Source organism: Burkholderia sp. PR2 (genome assembly GCF_052372875.1).
In the GTDB taxonomy this organism is placed as follows: domain Bacteria; phylum Pseudomonadota; class Gammaproteobacteria; order Burkholderiales; family Burkholderiaceae; genus Burkholderia; species Burkholderia diffusa.
The window spans coordinates 520,759-543,811 of sequence record NZ_JBQRWH010000002.1; the positions used below are offsets into that span (position 1 = coordinate 520,759).

Consider the following 23,053-nt stretch of genomic DNA (forward strand, 5'->3'; position numbering starts at 1 on the left):
AAACTGCCATGGACAACCGTCCCATCATCGGTATCACCATGGGCGACGCAGCCGGCGTCGGACCGGAAATCATCATGAAGAGCCTTGCGCACGCCTCCGTGTATGAGCAATGCCGCCCCGTGGTCATCGGCGACGCAGCACGCCTGCGGGACGCCGGCCGCCGGACGGGCGTCGACCTCGAGGTGTGTGCCGTCAGCCGTCCGTCCGAAGGCGCGTTCCGCGTGGGCGTGGTCGATTGTATCGACATGGCGCTGATTCCGGCCGACCTGCCCTATGGCAAGCTTTCTGCGATCGCCGGAGACGCCGCATATCAATACATCGCGCGCACCGTGGAGCTGACGTCGAACGGCGAGCTCGACGCGATCTGCACGGCACCGCTCAACAAGGAAGCGTTGCATGCGGGCGGCCATATTTTCCCGGGTCACACCGAAATGCTGGCGCACCTGACGGGCATCGACGAAGTGTCGATGATGCTGGTCGCGCCCAATCTCCGCGTGATTCACGTGACGACGCACATCGGCCTGCTCGACGCGATTCGCAAGATCGAGCCGGGCCTCGTGCAACGCACGATCGAGCGTGCACACGACACGCTGGTTCGTGCCGGTATCGCGAATCCCCGCATCGGCGTATGCGGCATCAATCCCCACGCCGGCGAGAACGGCCTGTTCGGTTATGGCGAGGAGGAAGAGAAGATCGTGCCCGCGGTTCAGGTCCTGCAGGCACGCGGCTGGGACGTAGAGGGCCCGCTGCCGGCGGATACGCTGTTCTTCCGCGCGGGCCGCGGTGATTTCGACGTGGTCGTCGCGATGTATCACGACCAGGGTCACGGGCCCGTGAAGGTGATGGGCCTCGAAGCCGGCGTGAACGTGACGGTCGGCCTGCCGGTCATCCGCACGTCGGTCGACCACGGCACCGCCTTCGACATCGCCGGCAAGGGCATCGCTGACGAGCGCAGCCTGCTGGAAGCCTTCCGCCAGGCCGTGGACCTCGCGACGCGACGCAACGAGCCGTCGCCCGTCGCAAGCGCCGCGTAAGCAGCGCCCGCAACGACGCGCATCGGCCAACGGGCGATACCGGCAGGAACATGCCGGATCGCCCGAGATACCCGAACACACATCAACCGAAGGTAACGTGGAGACAAGAGATGGCCACCTTCAGTTATTGGGACACCAGCCACCATCATCGGCATGGTGGTCGTCTACATCGTGATTACGAGCGTGATCAGCATTCGCCTGCGCAGCCGTAATTCCGAACAGTTCATGGTGGCCGGGCGCTCGATGCCCGCGCTGGTGGTCGCCATCCTGCTGATGTCGGAATTCATCGGCGCCAAATCGACCGTCGGGACTTCGCAGGAAGCCTTCTCGGCCGGCTTCGCCGCCTCGTGGTCGGTCCTGGCGGCAGCCATCGGCTTTCTGTTCTTCGGCCTGTTCATGGCCAAGCGACTGTATGCGTCCGGCGAGTTCACCATTTCCGGATTCATCGCCCAGCGGTACGGGCATGGCGCGAAGCTAGCCGTCTCCGCGATCATGATCTATGCGCTGTTCGTGGTGAACGTGGGCAACTACGTGAGCGGGGCGGCGGCGATCTCGACAGTCATGCGCATCGACCTGCCGACGGCCGCCTTCATCACTGCCATCGTCAGCACCATCTATTTCGTCTGGGGCGGCCTCAAGAGCGTCGCATATCTGACCGTCGTTCACAGCGCCGTGAAGCTGCTCGGCATCGCCATCCTGGTCGGCGTCGCATGGAAGCTGTCGGGCGGCATCAAGCCGATGGCTCAACACATGCCCGCACACTATTTCACGTGGACGGGGGCGCTGTCCGGCGGCACGATCGGCGCATGGATCATCGGCACGGCCGGCGCGATCTTCTCGACACAATTCATCATCCAGGCCATCTCGTCGACCCGTAGCCCCGAGGGCGCGCGTGCATCTGCGCTGATCGCCGCGTTCCTGTGCGTGCCGATCGCCCTCGCGCTCGGCTTCATCGGCGTGACCGCCAAGTACCTGTATCCGGACATCAAGAGCCTGTACGCGCTGCCGGTGTTCCTGCAGCACATGAATCCCATCCTTGCCGGCGTCGTCACGATTTCGCTCGTGGCATCCATCTTCGTCAGCGTATGCACCGTCGCGCTGGCGATCGCTTCGCTGATCGTCAAGGACTTCTATGTGCCGCGCTTCAAGCCGACGCCCGATGTCGAGCTGAGAATGACGCGCTGGATCTCGCTGATCGTAGGCTTCCTCCCGCTGCTCTTCGTGCTGTTCGTCCCGCAGATTCTCGCGCTATCGTTCTTCAGCCGCGCGCTGCGCCTGTCCGTTTCGATCATTGCGCTGATCGGGATCTACCTGCCGTTCTTCAGCGGCAAGCGCGGCGCCGTCTCGGCGCTCATCTTCGCGACGATCGCCACAACGGTCTGGTACCTGCTCGGCAATCCGTTCGGCATCGACAACATGTACGTCGCACTCGTCACCCCCGCGATCGTGCTGGTCGTCGCCAAGCTGTTGTTTCATGGCGAAGGCTCGAACCTTCGCGACAAGCAGCTCACGCATCGCGAATCGCACTAACCTCGCAACTCGAGAAACATTTCATGAGCACGAACCTGCTTGACGCGGCAAGCGCCGCTTCGGATCATTGCGTTCGCACGGCGTATGCCGACGCGCAACGGCAAGAAGCGTTTCTGCCGACCGCCTGCGTGCAGAACCACGCGGCCAATCTGCACTGCCTCGACAACGGCGACCTTCTGTGCGTCTGGTTCGGCGGTACCCAGGAAGGCATTCCCGACGTCTCCATCTACATGTCGCGTCTCGCGGCCGGGACGAACGCGTGGTCGTCGCCCCACAAGCTGTCGGACGACCCGACACGCTCGGAACAGAACCCGGTGCTGTTCACCGCACCGGACGGCCGCCTGTGGCTGATCTACACCGCGCAATTGTCAGGGCATCAGAACACCGCGATCGTGCGCCGCCGCGTGTCGACGGACGGCGGCATCACCTGGGGCCCCGTCGAAACCCTGTTCGATCGCCCGGGGACGTTCGTCCGCCAGCCGATCATCACCCTGGATAGCGGCACGTGGATTTGCCCCGTATTTCTGTGCCGCACGGAGCCCGGCGAGCGCTGGGTCGGCAATGACGACGTCAGCGCGGTCATGGTTTCCGACGACCAGGGCGCGTCGTGGACCCTGCATGAAGTGCCCAACAGCGTCGGGTGCGTGCACATGAACGTTCACGTCCTGCACGACGGCTCGCTGCTGGCACTCTATCGCAGCCGCTGGGCGGACTTCGTCTACGCGAGCCGCTCGACGGACGGCCGCACATGGAGCGCGCCCGAGCCGACCGAGGTGCCGAACAACAATTCGTCTATCCAGTTCACGGTGCTGCAGAACGGTCACCTCGCGCTCGTGTTCAACGAAAGCGATGCGTCGCACAGCACGGAGCGCCGCGCATCGCTGTACGACGACATCGAAGACTCCGAGGACAACGGCGAGTTGCGCGACCAGAAGGCGTCCGCGCGTGGCACCGCGTTCTGGGGCGCGCCACGCGCGCCGATGTCGCTGGCCATCTCCGAAGACGGCGGCAAGACGTGGCGGCGCCGCCGCAACCTGGAAATCGGTGACGGCTACTGCATGACGAACAACTCGGCAGACCAGCGCAACCGGGAATACTCGTATCCGTCGATCGTGCAGTCGCAAGATGGCGCGCTGCACATCGCATTCACCTGGTTCCGCCAGAAGATCAAGTACGTGCGCGTCGACGAGGCGTGGATTCGCGGCCGATGACACCCTCCGGTGCAACCAGCCGGTCACTGCGGCAATTGGATAAACTTGTCGGTCTCGAGGCGCAGACCAGCGCGCCCATTGGATCAGACCAGGAATTCACGCACATGAAAGTGACCAGGCGCCGGGAGGCGATGCTGCAGGCCGTGCTCGGGGGCATGACGGACGTTGCGACGTTGTGCGAGCACTTCGGGATGTCGGAAGCCACGGTTCGCCGGGATCTGCGTGCGCTCGCGAGCGACCGCCGCATTCTGCGCACTTACGGCGGCGCCGCCGCGGTCGGCGGCCATGAGCCCGAGCCCTCGCTCGAGGAGCGGCGCGTCAGTTCGCAGGAGCAGAAGGAAGCGATCGCGCACGCGGCGAGCGCGTACGTCGAGGACGGCGACACCGTGTTCCTCGACGGCGGCACCACGACTGCGGCGCTGGCGCGCCTGCTTGCCGGCCGGACAGCTGTTCACGTCGTCACCAACAACCTGCTGGTCGTGAGCCCGCTCGTCGCGTCGGGCGTTCAGGTGACGGTGATCGGCGGCGACGTCCGGTCGTCCAGCATGAGCACGCTCGGGCCGCTCGCGCAGATCGCGCTGAGTCGCCTGAGCGTCGACAAGGCGTTCCTCGGCGCGGACGGCGTGGTCGCCGAACTGGGCTTGTGCGAGGCGAGCAGTGAGCAGTCGTACCTGAAGGAGTGCGTGATGCGACAGGCAGCGGAGGTCTTCGTGCTCGTCACCGCCGACAAGCTCGGACGCGCAAGCCAGCAGCACTGGACGCCGCTCGAGCGCGACTGGACGCTCGTGACGGACGACGCAGCGCTGCCCGAGCAGCTCGATCCGTTCCATTCGCAAGCGCGGATCACGGTGCATGCGGTCAGCACAAAGACAGCGCCGACATCCGCCGGTTCATCGTAGTTCAAACGCAGCAGGAGCGATCGTGGGTCAATTGGAGCAGTCGGGTTCGGGTTCGCGCCATGCAGTCGTCACGGGCGCGTCGTCGGGAATCGGACAGGCGATCGTCGAGCGTCTGCTGTCGGACGGCTGGCGCGTCACCGGCCTGTGCCGCTCACACATTGAAACGGCCCGTGATTCGCTCAAAATCGTGCCCGTCGACGTCACTGACTTCGCCGCACTCGGGCCCGTGTGCGATGAACTGGGTACGGCGGACGCGCTGGTGCATGCGGCCGGTTTCATGCGTACCGCGCCGCTCGGCCAGCTTTCACACGACGACGGAGCGGCAATGTGGCGCCTGCACGTCGAGTCTGTGAGCTTTCTGGCCGATCGCCTGGTGCCCCGGATGCCCCCCGGCGGACGCATCGTGCTGCTGGGCAGCCGCACCGCCAACGGCGCGGCCACGCGCAGCCAGTATGCGGCGACCAAATCCGCGCTGGTGGGCCTGGCGCGGTCCTGGGCGGCGGAACTCGCGCCGAAAGGCATCACCGTCAACGTCGTCGCGCCCGGCGCCACGGACACGCCTTTCCTGCGGGATCCGGCACGCGCGGCAACGCCTCCCCGCCTGCCGCCGATCGGGCGGTTCATCACGCCCGGGGAAGTCGCCGCGCTCACCGGCTTTCTGCTGAGCGCGGACGCGAGCGCCATCACCGGGCAGCAGATCGTCATGTGCGGCGGTGCGTCGCTTTAAGACAGCGCGGTGCCGCTCACCGTCAGGGCGGTCAATTGGCGCGCGAGTTGCACGAGAATGGACCCGACGCCGCCACCCGCGCTGATCACCAGCATGCACTGCTCGACGCCGCCGCGCTCGGCAATCTTCAGCCGGTCGAACAGTAGTTCCCACGCGGTAATGGCAGTCAAAGGTAGTGCGGCGGCCTTGGGAGCGCCCAGTGCCGTCGGGCGGCTGCTAGCAATCCGCTTGTACGAGGCGCGCGCGCACCTGCCGGAACCTGCGCCACTGCACAAGCCCGCCGTGGGCGTCGATCATGGGCAAGCGGTAAACTCAGCATACCGAATGGAGAATCATTGCAACTGACGGGCGAGCATAGCCGTATCGCGACCGTCGGGATCGACCGGCGATGTCCGTGTCAGGGTTCCGGTAGTGCGGGCCAACGCGATGATCGTGGCGCGCTCGCTGCGTTAGTTCACGCGACATTGTCAACTTAACGACCATCGAGCATGAAAATGCAACGGACGACAATGTCAGTTTGTCGGAGACGGATTCCGGGCCACGCTGGTGAACTCGCGCTAGGCGTCGAAGCGCGCAGCGAGTTGTTTGCGATGGAGCGCCGCGCGTAATAGGTGCCTCTTCAGCGCGAAATGTTGGCGGATCGGACCAAAGCACGACAGGAAGTGTTGCGTGCGTCGCGGGTCGCGAAACCCTCGCATACGACGCTCGTGTTCCGGAGCCGGTTGGTGGCTGTTCTCGGCGCGATTGTTCACGCGGGCAGCTGCCCTGACGAACACATGTCGGACAGCAGCTCACTTATCCAGCATATCAAGGCACGCACTCCCAAGCTGATGCCCGAACTCGGTTCAGGCTCAGGCTCTTTATGTTTGGCCGCCGTCGATCGATGGCGTGACGCGCAACCGATCACGGTCGACGTTGATCACCACGCTCCGAAGCGACTGCCCGCAGGGCAGATTGGCCTTGATGCGACGCATAGCGTGACGACACTGTCGAACGTGACACCGCGGCGACATTGTCCGAAGGAGCGGATGCACCCACCCGGCATTGCACTCGGAAGTTCATGCGACGCCTGGCGGACTCGATGACTTCACCTTTTCGACGGCAAATCACAGCCCGAGGTCGAGAAATCGACCTCGGGCCATGGACTTGTCGCAAGCACCGGGTATCACGCGCATTGCCGGCACGTCCGAACGTTCAACGCGTTACGCCCGACATCAGAACTGATAACCCGCGCCCACCACCGCGCCGAAGTCCGAGCGGGCGTTGCCCGTCACCGACGCCTTGACGACCCAGCGGTTGCTTTCCGTCACATACGAGTAACCGGCGGCAAACCCCTGCTGGCCGTGATAGTTCGCGGTCGCTGCCGACACCATCGAGCGGCCCGCGCCCGTCGGTTGCGGCAAGCCGGCCACCGCCATCGCCGACGCGACGCCGCCGTACATGTCCTTCTTCAGGTCGTTGAACGAGTTGTACACCTGCCCGATGCGCTGGTCGGTGTAGCTCTTCGCCTGCGTCGAAGCGGTCGAGAGGTTGTCGTTCAGTTGCTGCACGTTCACCGCGTCGGTCGGCGCCGTCCCGGCCGCGACGTTCGTGATCTGGCGCTCGCTGCCCTGCGCGCCGACCGAGAACGAATTGTCGCGATCGGCGACGGAACCCTGGCCCACCGCCACCGCGTTCTTGCCGGTTGCGGTCGCCGTCGACCCGATCGATCCCGCATCGGCGCGCGCGATCCACGTCGTATTCGCATCGGTTGCCGCCGTGTGGATCTTGTCGTTGGCCGCCACGTTCTGCAGCGCGGCGTTGAACTGGCCGACGTTGACCGCATCGTTCGCGTTCACGCCCGCCGCGACGCCGGTCAGCACGCGGTCGCCCGCCGTGCCCGAGAAGTTCACGCTGGTGCCGCCCGTGTCCTTCCCGACCGTGATCGCGCCGTTCGGATCCTGTTGCTGCACGAGGCCGGCCTTGCCGTTCGCGATGTTGGTCACGCTGCCCTGCAGGTTCGAGATGTCGGTCGTGTTCTTCGACACCTGCTGGTTGGTCGCGTAGAGCTGCGAGCCGTTTACCGCGTCCGTGCTGGTTGCGCCGAGCGTGCCGGCCTGCACATTCGTGATGCGCGTGCCGCCGGCGCCGCCGAGCGTGATCGTGCTCTTCGAGCTGTCGTCGTACTGCACCGCGAGTGCGCCGAGCTGGTTGAGATTCGACTGCACGTCCTTCAGTTGCTTCACGTTCACCGCGTCGGTATCGTTGGTGCCCGCCGCGACGTTCTTCAGCACGACCGCCGAATTGGCGTCGCCGCCGACGAGCGAGACCGAATTCAGCCGGTTGCCGTTCGTATCGACATCGTATTTGACGACGTTCTTCACGGCCTCGCCGGTCTGATTGGACACCTGCGTGATCTGCTGTTCGAGATCGGATTTCACGCCCGACAGCTGTCCACCGTTCACCGCGTCGGTACTGCCCGCGGCGACGTTGCCGTCGGCCACGTTCGTCAGCTTGGTCGGAGCACCGCCGCGCGCCGCGCTATAGGCACCGAGTTTCGGGTCGAACTGCAGCGCGTCCTGCTGCAGCCCGGCGATCGCGGCGGTATTGCCGGCGATGTTCGTTTCGGCGTTGCCGAGGCGCGTTTCTTGATTCTCGAGCGTCGTCGTGTTGCTGCCGACGCGGCCGTCGAGGTTCGTGAGTGCGTCGCCGACATTGTTGAACGAGCCGCCGCCAACCTTGTAGGCCGGCGCGGTGATCGAGCCGTCCGGGTTCGCCGTGGCGCCGCCGCCGAGCGCAGCCGCGGTGCCGTCGGTCGCGCGGCGCAGCTGCGCGCCGTTCACCGCGTCGGTGCTGCCGGACGCCACGTTGCCTTCCGCGACATTGGTCACACGCACCGGGCTCCCGCCATTGCCCGCCCCGAGCGAAACCTGCCGCTTGCTCGCATCGTCGTACTTCACGGCCAGCGCATCGAGCTGGCTCGTGCCGCTTTGAATCGCCGCGTTCAACTGGTCGACGTTGACCGCGTCGGTTCCATTCTTACCGGCCGCGACGTTGCTGATCAGTTGCGGGCCGTTGCCGCCGTGGCTTGCATCGTACGCGCCGAGGCTCGCGTTCCACTGGAGCGCATCCTGCTGCAGCGCGGCGATGTTGCCCGTATTCGTCGTCACCTGGTTGCCGACTGTCGTGATCGACTGATTGAGCGTGTCGGTCACATTGCCGAGCTGGCCGACGTTCACCGCATCGCCCGCGGCTACGCCGTCCGCGACATTGTGCAGGCCGACGGGTGCCTGCGCGCCCTTGCCGCCGAGCGTGACGCCGCCGTGCGCGTCGTCGTCGTACTGCACCGCGTTCTTCGTCGCGTTGCCGATCTGGCTGGTGATCGACGTGCTCAGGTTGCCGAGCGTCGTGCTGAGGTTGTTCGTCACGCTCGTGCTGAGCGATGCGAGGCCGCCGTTCAGTTGGCCGACGTTGACCGCGTCGTGCACGTCCTTGCCGTCCGCGATGTTGTGCAGGGTCGTGCCGTTCGTGCCGGCGAACGTCACCGAATCGAACCCGCTCGCGCCGTCGTACTTCACGTTGCGCGCATCGGCCGCCTGCAGGTTGACGATGTTCGACGCCGCTGTGCTCAGCGACGAGTTGATGCCGGAGACGCTGTTCTGCAGGTTCGTGATGTTCGAAGCCGCCGTCGACATGGACGTTTGCAGCGGCGCGACGCTGCCCCTCAACTGGCCGACGTTCACCGCATCGGTGTCTGCAACACCGGCCGCGACGCCGCTGATCGTGGTGCCGTTGCTGCCGTCGAGCGTGATCGCCGCATGCGAATCGTCGGTGTATTTCACCACGTTCTGCGTTGCCGACACGATGCTCGTGCTAAGGCTGTTGCCGACGCTGGTCACGCGCTGGTCGACGTTCGTGATCGAAGTCGACAGCGAATTGCCGACCGACGTCACGTGTGCGTCGACGTTGCCGATGCTCGTGCTGAGCGCGCTGTTCACGTTCTTCAGCTGCTGGACGTTGACGGCATCCGTATCGGCCGCGCCGGCCGCGACGTTCTTGAGCTGGCGTTCGCTGCCGAGCGCACCGAACGACACCGCGCCGCCGACCGGCGCTGCCGTGCCGCCGAACACCGGCGTGCCGCCGTTGTTCGCGCCGACGCTGCCCGAGCCGATCGCCACCTGGTTGTTGTCGTTTGTCTGTGCGCCCGCGCCGATCGCCACCGATTGCGTGCCGCCGGCGCGCGTCTGCGTCGCTGCGTCGTACGCGGCGCCGTTCGATACGCCGTCGCTCGACGTCGGGTTCGCGCCGCCGATCGCGATCGAGCGATCGCCGCTGGCCAGCGCAGAGTGGCCGAGCGCGATCGAGCTCGTGCCGTGCGCATCGGCGACGTTGCCGAGCGCCATCGAGAAATCGCCGATTGCAGCCGACTGGCGACCGATCGCGAGCGCCGTATTGCCTTGCGCGACCGCCACCGTACCGATTGCCGTTGCCGAGTTCGCCAATGCCTGCGAGCCGACCCCGATCGCAATCGCACCGCCGCTGCTGCTGCCGCCCTTGCTGCTCGCATTCGACTGGTCGCCGATCGCGATACCGCTGGAACCGGCCTTCGCATTCGTGCCCTGCGTAACGTTCGTGGTGCTCACCGCGACGAAACTCCCGCTTTTCGTCGCCACGCAAAGCGGGTTGGTCCCGTCGATGCATTGGCCGTTCAGCGCGTTGTCCGGGTTGCCACGGTCGACGAAATTGTCCGCGTGCGCGACCCCCGCGATCAGCACACCTGCACCCGTGAACATGGCGGCGGCAAGCGCCGAAATCTGGTTCCTCTTCATGCTGTTCTGCTCCGTTTTGTAGCGTCTGGTTTGAATACGGACTACTTAATTTTGTTGACAGCTTCGACTTCGACTGCGATTACGAATACGACTTCGGTGCGGAACCTGGCCACGATGCCCAGCCTCGCCATGGCGAGCGCGACATGCATCGACACCGAGCAAATCGCCAGGGCATTCGATGGCACAGGCACGCCGTCTCTTTACGACCCATTCCGTTAAATCGCCACATCATCAGGAATGCGTATCGTTATTTATGGACGAGCTCATCCCCGTTGAATCGCGAGATTCAACCCGTCTTTATAAACACTCCGAATCTGATGACGCGCCGAGCGCGACCAACCCCGTTTCTTTTATTGCATCTCCGGCGACCGGATTTCTGTTCGCATGCGCAGGACATTCGCCCACGCATGCATCAACTGATGCCTCGGACTCCAATTGCGCAACATCCGCCGCTGTTCGCCTCGTCTCCCGGTGTCCGGCGCCATCCGTCGCTCAAAGTTCGGACGAATTATGAGACACGATCGATAATTATTAAAGGCGACATTGTTTATAGATTGTAAAATTCAATATATTCAATGAGTTACCTATAATTCAATCATCTCGCAAACGATTGCGATCTACCGTATTCAATCGGAATGTTTTTAGAAGCGGATAAATACTTTGATCGAGCGCATTCAAATAAAACGGCATCGGACAACCCTCCACCGGAGAGCCAGAAAATTGCACGATTGCATCCCGGACACACATGGAATCCGCGGGTTTTTGACGAATATCGACGCCCGGCACCGCAGGCACGAACCACCACATAATTGAAAATATGTAAAACGCCATGACTCGATTATCGACAGACCATCTGGCGGGAATCGAAATATGCTCCTACAATTCCGCTCGCATCGATACCGGCAGCCGCGATCACTCACGACGCCACCACCGCAATCGTCCGTGTCATTACCGGTTCAGCGATCAAAACAACGAACGCCCGGTATTGCGCCGGCCGGTTGCCGGCCGCGCAGTCCGGCGCAATCCGAATATCGATACGAGCGTGCGACGCATTTGCGCGTCGTCATAGAGCGGCGTCCGACGATTCCCCACACCGGGCAGGCCGCCCGCGGGATCTCGGCCAGCCGCCTTTCCAGAACAGGTGCACGATGCCCCCATCGATCTCCGCATTGAGCGACGCCCATGTCCTGATCGTCGACGATCAGCCCGACCAGCTGCGTTTGCTGATCGACATACTGCGCGGTACGGGCTGCCGGATCAGCATCGCATCCGACGGGGCGCAGGCGTGCCAGCGCGCGCAGGCGCTCATGCCCGATGTGATCCTGATGGATGTCCGCATGCCGCGCATGGACGGTTTCACCGCGTGCCGGCGGCTTGCCGCCGATCCGCTGACGAGCGCGATTCCGGTCATCTTCCTGACCGTGGCCGGCGAATTGCACGAACGCCTCGAGGGGCTGGAAATCGGCGGCGTCGACTATGTGGTGAAGCCGTTCGAACCGGTCGAGGTACTCGCGCGGATTCGCGTGCAGCTCGCGCGGGCGAAGCGCGACCGGCCGTCGGACACGGCAAGCCCGTTCGCGGCCGGCATGGACGACGACATCATCGTGCGCGCGGCCATTCGCCACCTGTCGCGGACGCTGAACGATCCGCCGACGGTCGAGCAACTGGCGCGTGCGGTCGGCACGCATGAAAAGCGGTTGTCGCGCGCGTTTCGCGACAATCTCGGCCAGACCGTGTTCGAGTATCTGCGGCACGAGCGGCTTCGGATCGCGCAGGATCTCCTGGATTCGACGTCGCTCAGCATCGCCAGCATCGCGAAGGAAATCGGCTTTTCCACGCCGGCGAACTTCGCGACCGCCTTCCGCGAACGTTTCGGCATCACGCCGACCGAGTGGCGGCGCCAGCGCCACGCGAGCCGGCGCGCCGCGACCCGTGAACCGCAACGCGGCGCGTAGGCCGCGTTCGGCGTGCCCGCGATGCTGCGCTACCAGTTGTATCTCGCGCTGGCCAGCACCGTCCGCTCGTTGCCGAACACGCACACGGCGTACGACTGGCAGCCGCTGACGTAACGCCGGTCGAACAGGTTCGCGACGTTGAACGCGAACCGCCAGTGGCGCATCTCGTAGTGCATCGCCAGGTCGTACAGCGTAAAGCTGGATACCGTCAGCGAATTGTCGGGCGCGCCGGCCGACGCGCTCTGATAGCGCACGCCGGCGCCGATCCCGAGGCCCGACAGCGCGCCCGCATGCCAGGTCCAGTCGGCCCACATCGACGCCATCTGCCGCGGCAGCGGCACGGACACCGGCCAGTTGTTCAGCGACGCGTCGTTCGCCTGCACGTTCTTGACGTCCTGATACATATACGACGCGACGATCGACAGCTCGCGGGTCACCTTGCCGAGCGCGCTCAGCTCGATGCCGCGCGAGCGCACCTTGCCGGTCTGCACGGACGTCGTGCCGGTGGGGTCGAGATTCGCCGGCGCCGGCGTCACGACGTTGGTCTGGTCGATCCGATAAACGGCCGCGCTCAGCATCAGATTCTTGCCCGGCGGTTGCCAGCGCAGCCCGGCTTCCGTCTGCGTGCCGCGCGTCGGCTTCGGCAGGCCGCCACCATAAATCCGCACGCCGATGACCGGATCGAACGACGTCGAATAACTCACATACGGCGACAGCCCCACATCGCCCTGATAGGCGAGCCCGACGCGCCCGGAAAACGCGCTGTCGTCCTGCCGCGAATGCGTACCGACCGTCCGGCCGTCGAACCGTGTATTCACACGATCCTCGCGGCCGCCGAGCGTCATCGTCCAGCGCTGCCAGCGGATCTGGTCCTGCGCGTACACGCCGACCGCGTTCATCGCCGTGTACTGGTCGACATGGCCGAGCGACGTCGGGCCGGTAAAGATCGCGGCCGTGACCGGCCGATAGACGGGGTGGTACAGGTTCAGCGACGGCGCCAGCGCGAGCCATACGCTGTTGGTCGTCGTCTGCCGGTCGAACTGCACGCCGAGCAGCAGCGTGTGTTCGAGCGGCCCCGTGCCGAAGCGCGCCTGCGCGTGGTTGTCGATATCGAGCCGGCTGTAGTTGAGCTGGAACAGCCCCGCGAAACGCATCATGTTCGTCGTGCTGCGGGGCACCAGGCCCGTGCCGAACACCGTCGCGTCGTCGAGCGACAGGTGCGACCAGCGTACGTCCTGGTGCAGCGTCCATATCGCATCCACGCGGTGCTCCAGCGCGTAGCCGAGCGACCATTGCTTCTTCCGGTAGTCGTTGAACGACGGGTCGCCCATGTAGATGTCCTGCGACAGGCGGCCGTTCGGGTTCGGCAGCACCGTCCCGGACGCGGGCAGGAAGTTCGACGAGATGTCGCCGCTGTCCTGCAGGAACGATGCGGAGAATGTCAGCGACGTGTCGGCGGTCGGCCGCCAGCGAAACGACGGCGCGAGCGCGACGCGCCGGTCGGCATTCGGGCCGGTCCATGCGTTGCCGTCGCGTGCGATGCCGACGAAGCGATACGCATACCGGCCGTCCGGGTCGAGCTGGTCGCCGACATCGACCATGAATTGCTTGCGCGCATGGTTGCCGATCTGCACGCCGGCTTCGCGCACGCGCTCGCCGTCGGCGAGTTTCGTGTGCGCGTCGACGATCGCGCCGGGCTCGCCCGCGCCGTACAGCACCGACGTCGGCCCGCGCAGCACCGCGATCGAGTCGATCGTGTATGGGTCGACACGCCAGTTCGCGATGACGGCCGTATTCGGCGCCGGCACGCCGTCGACGTACAGCGTCGGCGTGAAGCCGCGCAGCGCCGCATACCAGTCGGTCCGGCTGTCGGCGCCGAACGTCGCGAAGCCCGGCACATAACGCAGCGCCTGGTTCAGGTCGGCCGCGCCGGTCATCTCGATCTGCTGCGCGGTCACGATGTTGGTCGTCTGCGGAATCTCGGCCACCGGCGTGTCGGTCTTCGTGCCGGCGGCGGTGCGCAGCCCGACGAGCCCGACCGACGATCCGCCGGCGTTGCCGGTCACGTCGATGGGCCGCAGCACGGCCGTCGTGGCGCCGGCGTTCGGCGCCTGCGCATGCGCGCCGCCTGCGGCCGCCATGCACAATGTTCCCCCGGCAGCGATCGCCCACGCGCGTCGCGCCGCACCTGTCTCCATCAACATCGTTTCAATACTCCGTCGTGCTGTCCTGGCCCGTTCGGCCCGATCGAGGCCCGGTGAGTCGCCGGCGTCCGTCCTGCGCTGCCGCGAGTGCCGTGCCGGTGACGTCGGTCACGCACGCGTCGGCATGCACTGGCCGATTGCGTCGTTCGCGAGCGCAGCGATCATACCGGCCGAACGTCGCGCGGTGGTCGTTCATCCGTCGGACGACGCCGGCATAGCCGCGCCTGGATGGGGTTGTCCCGGCCCGCGAGCCGACATACGGTGTGTAGAACCACATAATGTTATCGGTTGTATGACAACACGGAAAAAACGATCCGATATCGGTCGACACACATGATGCGTGTCCTTCGCGCAGGCCGGCGACGATAATATCTCGCAAGCACATCAATCACCATTTATTTCAATTTCAATAGCATGTTAATCAATCGATTCGTGACAATCACTATCGGATCGACAAGTTGTTTCGTGACAACTTTTTATTTCGTCGCGGTGATGCTTCCGTTACACTTCGCGCCGTCATGCGATGACTGATTTCAATGGTGCTCAAGATTGCACCCGGCGAGGCGTCGCCCCGCTCGCCCGCGGTGCCCGCGAGCGGGTCTCGCCAACGAACGACGCAACCATCAACGACAGGCAATTTCGGCCCGGATCCGGTGCAACACCTATACGGGCGGCACGCAGGTCGGCGGCGGCACGCTCGCCGCCGCGTCCCCGACGGCGTTCGGCAACGGCGACGTGTACGTCGGCTCCGGCGGCGGCATCCGGATCGCGGCCAGCGCGCCCGTGACGATCGCCGCCCGCTATACGCAGCTCGACAACACGACGCTCGAACTCGACATCGACATCGACGGCAACGGCGGCGGACGCCTGCGCGTGGGCGGCTCGTTCACCGTCGCGGGCGGCACGCTGCACGTGAAGTTCGTGAACGGCTACACGCCCAAAGCCGGCGACACCATCGCACTGATCGACGGCGCGGCCGGATCCGCGCAGTTCTCGACGGTGACGGTCGACGGGTTCGAGGCAACGCCCGTCTACACGGCGACGGACGCGTCGATCACGCTGTCGGCGGCGTGTCGCGGCGGATGTCCGCCTTCGCCGCGTAGCGCATCAGGTCGTCCTGGCACTCCTTCCAGGCGGGCGTCTGCATCGGCTTGATCGCGCCGCCGCGCAGCGTCTTGCGCGCGTCGGGGATCACGAGGCCGAGATCGACGCCGATCACGCGCCCGAAGCCGCGGCAGGTCTCGCATGCGCCGTAGGCCGAGTTGAACGAGAACAGTGCCGCCTGCGGCTCCGCGTAGCGCAGGTCGCTGTCCGGGTCGTGCAGCCCGGTGGAGAAACGCCACACCTGCGGCTCGGCCAGCGCGTTTTCCGCTTCCGGCGTGTCGAAGACGAGGCTCGACTTGCCGGAGCCCGACGGGGGGCCGGTGACGACCGTCATTTCGCCGGTGCGCAGGTCGAGATCGAGGTTCTTGAGGTTGTGCTGACGTGCTCCGCGAATGCGGATCAGATTGCTGGATGACAATTTGCCTGCCCGTCTGGATGAGTTAGCCGGAATTCTCGGTGCCGAAACGCTGCGGCGGATGCCCGCACGCGCGGCGCACGTGCCGCACGGGTCATGCCCGGGCGGCTCCGGTTCGACGGATACTCTGCCGTATATTCATACAGTTTTCCATGACGGGATCGCCACCCCGCCACCGGGCAGGCCGGCAACGCGCGGAGCGACACGCGGGCCGTCCGGTTTCGACGGCCGCGCGTGTGATCGCCATGTCGCCCCGGCTACTTCTGCAGCAGGATTTCCACGCGGCGGTTGCGCGCCCGCCCTTCCGCGGTATCGTTTGACGCCGCCGGATCGGCTTCGCCTCGCCCGGTCGCCGCAAACGAATCCGCCTTCAGCCCATGTTCGCGCAAATACGATGCGACGGCCTCGGCACGACGTCGCGACAGCGACAGATTGTGTGTATCCGAGCCGGTCGAGTCGGTATAGCCGGTCACGTCCACCCGCGAGAATTGCTTGTCGCCCTGACGATTCAGCAACGTGTCGAGCGCGGCCTGCGCGGTGGGCGTCAGCGTGGCGGAGTCGGTCGCGAAGTACGCATCGCCCGTCAGGCTGACTTTCTCGGCGGCCACGGGCGCGGCCGGTGCGGCTGCCGGGGCCGGCGCGGCGGGAGCGCCGCACTGGAACACGAGCGAGCGCGGGTCCGCGCCTTCGCGGAACGGCGCCGTGGAATCGATCGTGCGCACTGCGTCGCTGCCGCACATGCGCGTCGCGACTTTCATGCAGGTCTTCTCGCTCGACAGGATGCCGTGGCAGTCGACGCGGAAGGTCCTAACGCCGTCGCGCGGCTGCAGTTCGTATGCGTTGTACGTCGGCCCCGATGCGCTCGAACACGCGGCCAGGGAAACGACGGATGCCAGCAATGCAAGATGGTGTTTTTTCACTTGATAACTCCGAAAATGCGATGGGCGCAGCGAATGCGATGCGCTCGGCGCAGCCGCATTCGCATGCGTTCCGTGTGATTCGCTCCGGCAGCGCGTGCCGGAGCGAACCGTTGCGCGCTCGATCACTTCCACTGATACAACATGCCGGCGCCGACGACGCGCTGGCTGCCGGCGAAACCGCCGTTCAGCGTCGCCTTCAGGTTCTCCGTGATGCGCGCCTGCATGCCGACCGCCATGGCCTTCTGGCCCTGGAACGTCGCCGTGCCGACCCCCATCGCGAAGTTCGAATCGCGGTCCATGTGCGGGATCGACGCCATCGCGGCCGTTGCGGCGATCCCCTCGCGCGCCATCGAGTCGGTCTGCTGGATCTGCTGCTGCATCTGTGTGAGTTGGTTGTTGACCGTGTTCAGCGACTGCGTGAACTGGTTCGACACGGCATTCAGCTGATTGACGTTCACCGCGTCGGTGCCCTGCGTGCCCGCCGCGACGTTGGCGACCTGCCGCGGCGAATCCGCCGAGCCGACCGCGACCACGTTCGACCGGCCGCCGTCATTGCTGCCGGCGCCGATCGCGGCCGAGTTGTTGCCCGACGAGGTCGCGCCGACACCGAGCGCGGTCGAGCCGTTGCCGGACGCCGTCGACGCGTTGCCGACCGCCGTGCTGTTCGATCCCGATGCCACCGAGCCCGAGCCGCCCGCCGACGAATTCGAGCCGACCGTCACCGGATCAATCTTCGTGCCGGTCGGATTCGTCGAATACGAGCCGTTCGCCGTGCGCTGGTCGATCAGCGTCGTCAGCTGATTCGCGACCGAGTCGAGCTGCGACACGTTCACCGCGTCCGTGCCGTTCTTGCCTGCCGCAAGGCCGGTGATCTGCCGGTTGCCGACGTTCACTTCGCCTGCCGACGATTGCGGGCTGGTCAGGCCGTACGCGATGTAGTTCGTCAGTGCGCCGACCGTCGTCAGCGAACCCGCGCCGAGCGCGACGCTGTTCGCGAACGTCGACGACGCGCCGGCCCCGAGCGCGAGCGCATCGGTCGCGGTACTGCGCGCGCCGGAACCGAGCGCGACGCTGCCCACGCTGACCGCGACCGCATTGGCGCCCTGCGCGACGGACTGTGCGCCGGTCGCCGTCGCGCCGCTGCCGAGCGCGATCGCGTCGGCTTGCGCGGAACTCGCGGCCTGCCCGATCGCGATGCCTCCGGGAGCCGTCTGGTCGACGATCGCGCCGTTGCCGATGCCCACGCCGTTATCGCCGTTCACCACAGTCGTCGGCCCCACTGCGACCGATTCCGCGCCGACCGCGAGCGAATCCGCCGCGGTCGAATTCGCGTGGAAGTACTTCTGGGGCGTGACCGCGAACGACTGCAACGCGCCGGTCAGCTGCCGCACCGTTACTGCATCGTGTTGCCCCGTGCCGTCCGCGACATTGGTGATCTGGCGATAGGACTTGCCCGTCGCATCGCCGAGCGACACCGCGCCGAGCAGCTTCTCGTCGGTCGTATCGAACGGAATCGACGCGCTGCCGTTGCGCAGGAACCCGGACGACTGCACGATCGGACGATCGGACACCGAACCCGAGCCGAGCGCGATGCCGCCGTCCACCCGCGAGATCGCATTCGGCCCGATCGCCACGCTGTCGACGCCGAGCGCCTGGCTGTCCGGTGCGGTCGAGTTCGCGTGGAAATACTTGATACCGTTCGCGTTGATGTTGTCGATCGCCGAGCCGACGTTGTTGTTGACCGTCGTCGAGCCGTCGCTGTTGTAGGTCACGTAGGACGGCGCCGAGATCGTCCCGGTCGTCGGGTTGTAGGTCGCGCCGCCGCCGAGCGCGCCAGCCGTGCTGTTGCCGAGGTTGCCGTTGTTCGATGCGATCGAACTGAGGCCGGTCGACAGCGAACTGATGCCCGTCGACGTCGCGGTCGACAGCGACGTCAGGTTGCTGTTGGTGCTGGACAGGCCGGTCGACAGCGAGCCGACGGCGGTCGACGCGGACGTCGACAACGACGTGATCGTGCTGTTCGTCGAGCTCAGGCCGGTAGACAGCGAACTGATGCCGGTCGAGGTGGACGTCGACAACGACGTGATCGTGCTGTTCGTCGAACTCAAGCCGGTCGACAACGAGCTGATCCCCGTCGACGTTGAGGTAGACAGCGACGTCACCGTGCTGTTCGTCGAACTCAGGCCGGTGGACAACGAGCTGATCCCCGTCGACGTTGAGGTAGACAGCGACGTCACCGTGCTGTTCGTCGAACTCAGGCCCGTCGACAGCGAGCTGATCCCCGTCGACGTCGACGTCGACAGCGACGTCACCGTGCTGTTCGTCGAACTCAGGCCGGTCGACAGCGAGCTGATCCCCGTCGACGTCGACGTCGACAGCGACGTTACCGTGCTGTTCGTCGAGCTCAGGCCGGTCGACAACGAGCTGATGCCCGTCGACGTTGAGGTAGACAGCGACGTCACCGTGCTGTTCGTCGAACTCAGGCCTGTCGACAGCGAGCTGATCCCCGTCGACGTCGACGTCGACAGCGACGTGATCGCGCTATTGGCCGACGACAGCCCGGTAGAGGTGGACGTCGACAACGATGTCACGGCGCTGTTGGTCGAGCTCAGGCCCGTAGACAACGAGCTGATCCCTGTCGACGTCGACGTGGACAACGACGTGATCGCGCTATTGGCCGACGACAGGCCGGTAGAGGTGGACGTCGACAACGACGTCACGGCGCTGTTGGTCGAGCTCAGGCCCGTAGACAACGAGCTGATCCCTGTCGACGTCGACGTGGACAACGACGTGATCGCGCTATTGACCGACGACAGGCCGGTAGAGGTGGACGTCGACAACGACGTCACGGCGCTGTTGGTCGAGCTCAGGCCCGTAGACAACGAGCTGATCCCCGTCGACGTCGACGTCGACAACGACGTCACCGAGCTGTTGGTCGAGCTCAGGCCCGTAGACAGCGAACTGATCCCCGTCGAAGTGGACGTGGACAGCGATGTGATCGAACTGTTCGCCGACGACAGCCCCGTCGACAGCGACGACACCCCGGTCGACAACGACGTGATGCTGGACAGCGTCGACGTCGACAGCGACGTCACCGCCTCGTTCGTCGCAGCGAGCTGCGAGCCGTTGATCGCGTCGGTGCTCGTCGAACTGATCCGCCCCGCGGCGACGTTGGTGATCTGTCGCTCGCTGCCCACCGCGCCGACGCTGACCACGCTGGTCGGATTGACGCCGTTGAAGGTATACGTGACGCCGCCGATGGTGCCGGTCGAGGTGGGATTCGGCGCGGCCGTCACCGACCCGGAGCCGAGCGCGACGTCGTTCGTATTGTTCGCCACCGCCGACGCGCCGAACGCCACCGCGCCCGCTGCCGCCGCGGTCGACGTATTGCCGAGCGCGATCGAGCCGGTGCCCTGCGCATTGTTCGTATTGCCGATCGCCACCGCGCCGTCGCCGTTCGCGGTGTTGTTCGACCCCATCGTGACCGCGCCGGTGCCGATCGCGGTGCTCGGATCGCCGATTGCCACCGCGCCGTTGCCGCTCACGGTCTGGCCAAACCCGAGTGCCACCGCACCGATACCGCCCAGCACCTTCGAGTTGTTCCCGCCGGCGATCGAGCCCGCACCCGCCGCGGCGGCAACCGAATTGCTGTCGCCCAGGGCCAGGGTGGAACCCGCCGCCGCGACACTGTTGATGCCGATCGCCGTCGCATTGACGGCCGATGCCGTCGCGCCGGGGCCCAGCGCCGTCGCCGATATGCCGGTTGCGAGCGCGAGATTGCCCAGCGCCACGCCGAACTGCTGCGTCGCGCTCGACTGAACGCCCATCGCGACCGAACTGAGGCCCGACGCATTGGCGCTCAGGCCGAACGCAATCGCGTTGTCGGCGCCGGCCGTCGTTTTCGAGCCCATTGCGATCGAACTGGTGCCGAGCGACTGCGTGCCCGAACCGGGCACGCCGGCGGTGCCGCCCCAGCCGATCGCGATCGACGAGGTGCCCTTCGCGCCGCTGTTGACGCCCATCGCCACACCTGAATTTCCGGAAGCCAGCGCGCCGCTGCCCACCGCAACTCCGGCCGCGCCCGAACTCGTCGACTGATTGCCGAGCGCAACCGAGCCCGTATTGGTTGCATTCGACGCGTAACCGAGCGAGACACTTTGCGCCCCCGCCGCGCTCGCCCCGAGACCGAGCGCGGCCGCATACTGGCCGGACGCCAGCGCATTGTTGCCGAGCCCGACCGCAGACACGCCGGTCGCGGCCGCGCCGCTGCCGATCGCCACCCCGCCGCTTTGGGTCGCGCTCGAGAGATTGCCGATCGCGACCGAATAGTCGCCGGATCCGATCGCCTGCACGCCCATCGACGCGCTGTTGACGCCGGTTGCCTGCGCATTGATGCCGATGGCCGTCGATCCGCTGCCCATCGCGTGTGCGCCCGGCCCGATCGCCGTGGACGACACGCCCGCCGCCGTCGACAGGTTGCCGTATGCGGTCGAATTCACCTGCGACGCGACCGAGCCGTTACCGATCGCGATCGAACTGGCACCGCCGGTCGCGGAGCCGCCGCCCGCCGAATACTGCGCATGCGCACCGGTCTGGAACAGCCCGAGATACGCGGCCGCCATCATCACGACGAGCCGCCTGGGCGAGAGCACCGGCTTCGTCGCGATGCCCGCGACGGTGCCCGCGTCCGCCGCATGCGTGCACGCGCTTCTCGACGACGCAACCCGCTTGCCGCGCGCGCGGTCGAGCTCCGACGCCGCGACCCAGGCGCCCAGTGCTTCGTTCCAGATCGACTTGAACGACTTGTTCATCTTGTTTTCCCTCGGTTCACATGTGCTGGATGACGCAACAGCGAACGCGGCCGGGCGAAGACTGTCTCCGTCTCCGTTTTCACCCGCCTCGCGACGCGCCGCAACCTACTTCGGACTTCTAACTTCAATGCCGGATGGCTCTGCACGACACACGCGACGCACGTCGCGAGCACGCGACCGTACGCGGCCCGTGTCCGGACGACACGAGGCACGACAACGCTCGCGGTTTATCGAATCATGGAAACCGGGCCACCGGACCGGGGCGGCGCGCGGCGCGCCACACCGCGAAAGAACGCGTGCGCACGCCGTCGCGCCGAACCTCAGGCGACCTCGAATCTCATGAGAGGGCGTCGTTCAGACGCCGGATGGACGGATGCCGCGCCGAACCGGCGCGCGGCCCGCGCAGTGTCATTCGGGGGGAGGATGCCCCCACGTGGCCCCCGGAGCAGATGCATGCGCCGCCGGCCCGCGGCCGCTGACAGCCGACAACGGTTCGCGAGAACCGGTGCTTTGATCTGCCATGCTTTTGATGTTCATGTTTTTTCGTGCCCGCCTGATTCGAGAGTGGGTTTCGCGCAACCGCCTCCCGGAGGATCGAACCACCCGGCGATCGACGCGAACCCACCCACACTTTCCATCCTGGCGCGCATCTTCCATTCCGGATTTCCAGAATGGAAGATGACTGCCGGATGACCCCTGCACTGAATTAACTTACTGACTTTCTTTGACGATTTTTTGTCGCCTGATGTGCCAAACTCGCATCTGCTTCATGATTCATCGATCATTTTTCATATCGGTGCATTCGATGAACGATGAAGCCCGCATTACCCTCGTGCCGACCTTCGTTGCACCGCCGTTGTCCCGAAAACTGGGATTTGCCAGCATTCAATGTCACATTGAATGCAGCATTCCCCGAAAAACGGCTGTGGCAGAAAATTTCGCGCAGAACCGGGTCATGCCGAAGAACCGATTCCAGCCGCGTCCCGCCAAGTGTGCAGGGCTTCCTTGGATCAAACCTTTTCCGCAGCGGACAAATTGTTTTCTGGAGCTGACGTTATTTACATTCATACGATCCGATGCAGCCAAACGGATATATGTGAAAGTATTTTTAATCAACCACAAATAAAACCTTAATCACGGAGACTATGAATTGATGAACTCGATCCACCACCGTTCCGGCCATCTTCTCGACAGAAAGAGCACCAATTCATCTACTGGGCCAATTCGATGTTCATGCCATTCAATCGGTAATAAAATCCAGTATTTAATATCGAAATCGGAATTTTTTTCCATCCGATTTTCCGCCCCCGGCTGCGGCGATCACGACAGACCGTCGCGCTGTCAAACATGCCCACACGCGGTGGACGGAATCCCCACCGCCGGCATCTTTGTCGGCATATAATTTTTCGCAACAATCGCGCACACAGATGCAGCG

At 65.1% G+C, this 23,053-nt stretch carries 11 protein-coding genes and 5 pseudogenes; 8 read left to right on the plus strand and 8 right to left on the minus strand.

Annotated features, from left to right (window positions below; genetic code table 11):
* Positions 1-8 precede the first annotated feature (8 nt).
* The 5 genes and pseudogenes from pdxA to ACT2FV_RS14040 all read left to right on the plus strand — a co-directional run bounded on the left by pdxA (position 9) and on the right by ACT2FV_RS14040 (position 5,401).
* Complete coding sequence (pdxA, locus tag ACT2FV_RS14020; RefSeq protein WP_124629167.1) at positions 9-1,034, plus strand: 4-hydroxythreonine-4-phosphate dehydrogenase PdxA; 1,026 nt, start codon at positions 9-11, stop codon at positions 1,032-1,034.
* A gap of 110 nt (positions 1,035-1,144) precedes the next feature.
* A pseudogene (locus tag ACT2FV_RS14025) lies at positions 1,145-2,564 on the plus strand (sodium:solute symporter family protein).
* Between the two features lie 23 nt (positions 2,565-2,587).
* On the plus strand, positions 2,588-3,775 hold the full coding sequence (locus ACT2FV_RS14030; RefSeq protein WP_151047957.1) for a sialidase family protein: 1,188 nt from the start codon (positions 2,588-2,590) through the stop codon (positions 3,773-3,775).
* Positions 3,776-3,879: 104 nt separating this feature from the next.
* Complete coding sequence (locus tag ACT2FV_RS14035; RefSeq protein WP_124629162.1) at positions 3,880-4,674, plus strand: DeoR/GlpR family DNA-binding transcription regulator; 795 nt, start codon at positions 3,880-3,882, stop codon at positions 4,672-4,674.
* 22 nt (positions 4,675-4,696) lie between these two features.
* A complete protein-coding gene (locus ACT2FV_RS14040) occupies positions 4,697-5,401 on the plus strand; it encodes an SDR family NAD(P)-dependent oxidoreductase (protein WP_174912599.1) in 705 nt (234 codons plus the stop codon).
* 5 nt (positions 5,402-5,406) lie between these two features.
* On the opposite strand, the pseudogene ACT2FV_RS14045 reads toward ACT2FV_RS14040, so the two are convergent.
* The 4 genes and pseudogenes from ACT2FV_RS14045 to ACT2FV_RS14060 all read right to left on the minus strand — a co-directional run.
* Positions 5,407-5,631, minus strand: a pseudogene (locus ACT2FV_RS14045) (zinc-binding alcohol dehydrogenase family protein); the annotation flags it as partial.
* Between the two features lie 327 nt (positions 5,632-5,958).
* Positions 5,959-6,192: pseudogene (locus ACT2FV_RS14050) on the minus strand (IS6 family transposase); the annotation flags it as partial.
* A 423-nt stretch (positions 6,193-6,615) separates the two neighbouring features.
* The gene (locus ACT2FV_RS14055) at positions 6,616-10,209 is read right to left on the minus strand and encodes a YadA family autotransporter adhesin (protein ID WP_444504122.1); all 3,594 of its coding nucleotides are present in this window, start codon (positions 10,207-10,209) and stop codon (positions 6,616-6,618) included.
* A 591-nt stretch (positions 10,210-10,800) separates the two neighbouring features.
* The gene (locus tag ACT2FV_RS14060; protein WP_444504123.1) at positions 10,801-11,040 is read right to left on the minus strand and encodes a hypothetical protein; all 240 of its coding nucleotides are present in this window, start codon (positions 11,038-11,040) and stop codon (positions 10,801-10,803) included.
* Positions 11,041-11,357: 317 nt separating this feature from the next.
* Here ACT2FV_RS14060 and ACT2FV_RS14065 point away from each other — a divergent pair, with 317 nt between their 5' ends.
* Positions 11,358-12,164, plus strand: a complete 807-nt coding sequence (locus ACT2FV_RS14065) for a response regulator transcription factor (RefSeq protein WP_151047953.1) — start codon at positions 11,358-11,360, stop codon at positions 12,162-12,164.
* Between the two features lie 29 nt (positions 12,165-12,193).
* On the opposite strand, the gene ACT2FV_RS14070 is transcribed toward ACT2FV_RS14065, so the two are convergent.
* Positions 12,194-14,368 (minus strand): TonB-dependent siderophore receptor, encoded by a 2,175-nt coding sequence (locus ACT2FV_RS14070; protein WP_444504124.1) that lies wholly within the window; start codon positions 14,366-14,368, stop codon positions 12,194-12,196.
* A 657-nt stretch (positions 14,369-15,025) separates the two neighbouring features.
* Here ACT2FV_RS14070 and ACT2FV_RS14075 point away from each other — a divergent pair.
* Positions 15,026-15,439 (plus strand): annotated as a pseudogene (locus ACT2FV_RS14075) (hypothetical protein); the annotation flags it as partial.
* Here ACT2FV_RS14075 and ACT2FV_RS14080 read toward each other — a convergent pair.
* From ACT2FV_RS14080 to ACT2FV_RS14090, 3 genes and pseudogenes are all read right to left on the minus strand, one after another.
* A pseudogene (locus ACT2FV_RS14080) lies at positions 15,435-15,779 on the minus strand (hypothetical protein); the annotation flags it as partial. The pseudogenes ACT2FV_RS14075 and ACT2FV_RS14080 sit on opposite strands and share 5 nt — an antisense overlap.
* 365 nt (positions 15,780-16,144) lie before the next feature.
* On the minus strand, positions 16,145-16,807 hold the full coding sequence (locus tag ACT2FV_RS14085; protein ID WP_124629150.1) for an OmpA family protein: 663 nt from the start codon (positions 16,805-16,807) through the stop codon (positions 16,145-16,147).
* 122 nt (positions 16,808-16,929) lie between these two features.
* Positions 16,930-21,618: a YadA-like family protein gene (locus ACT2FV_RS14090; RefSeq protein ID WP_444504125.1), complete on the minus strand. Its 4,689-nt coding sequence runs from the start codon at positions 21,616-21,618 to the stop codon at positions 16,930-16,932.
* 805 nt (positions 21,619-22,423) lie between these two features.
* Between ACT2FV_RS14090 and ACT2FV_RS14095 the strand changes: the two genes are divergently transcribed.
* Positions 22,424-22,744 carry a hypothetical protein gene (locus ACT2FV_RS14095; protein ID WP_444504126.1) on the plus strand — a complete coding sequence of 107 codons (321 nt, stop codon included), beginning with the start codon at positions 22,424-22,426 and terminating at the stop codon, positions 22,742-22,744.
* Positions 22,745-23,053: the final 309 nt, after the last annotated feature.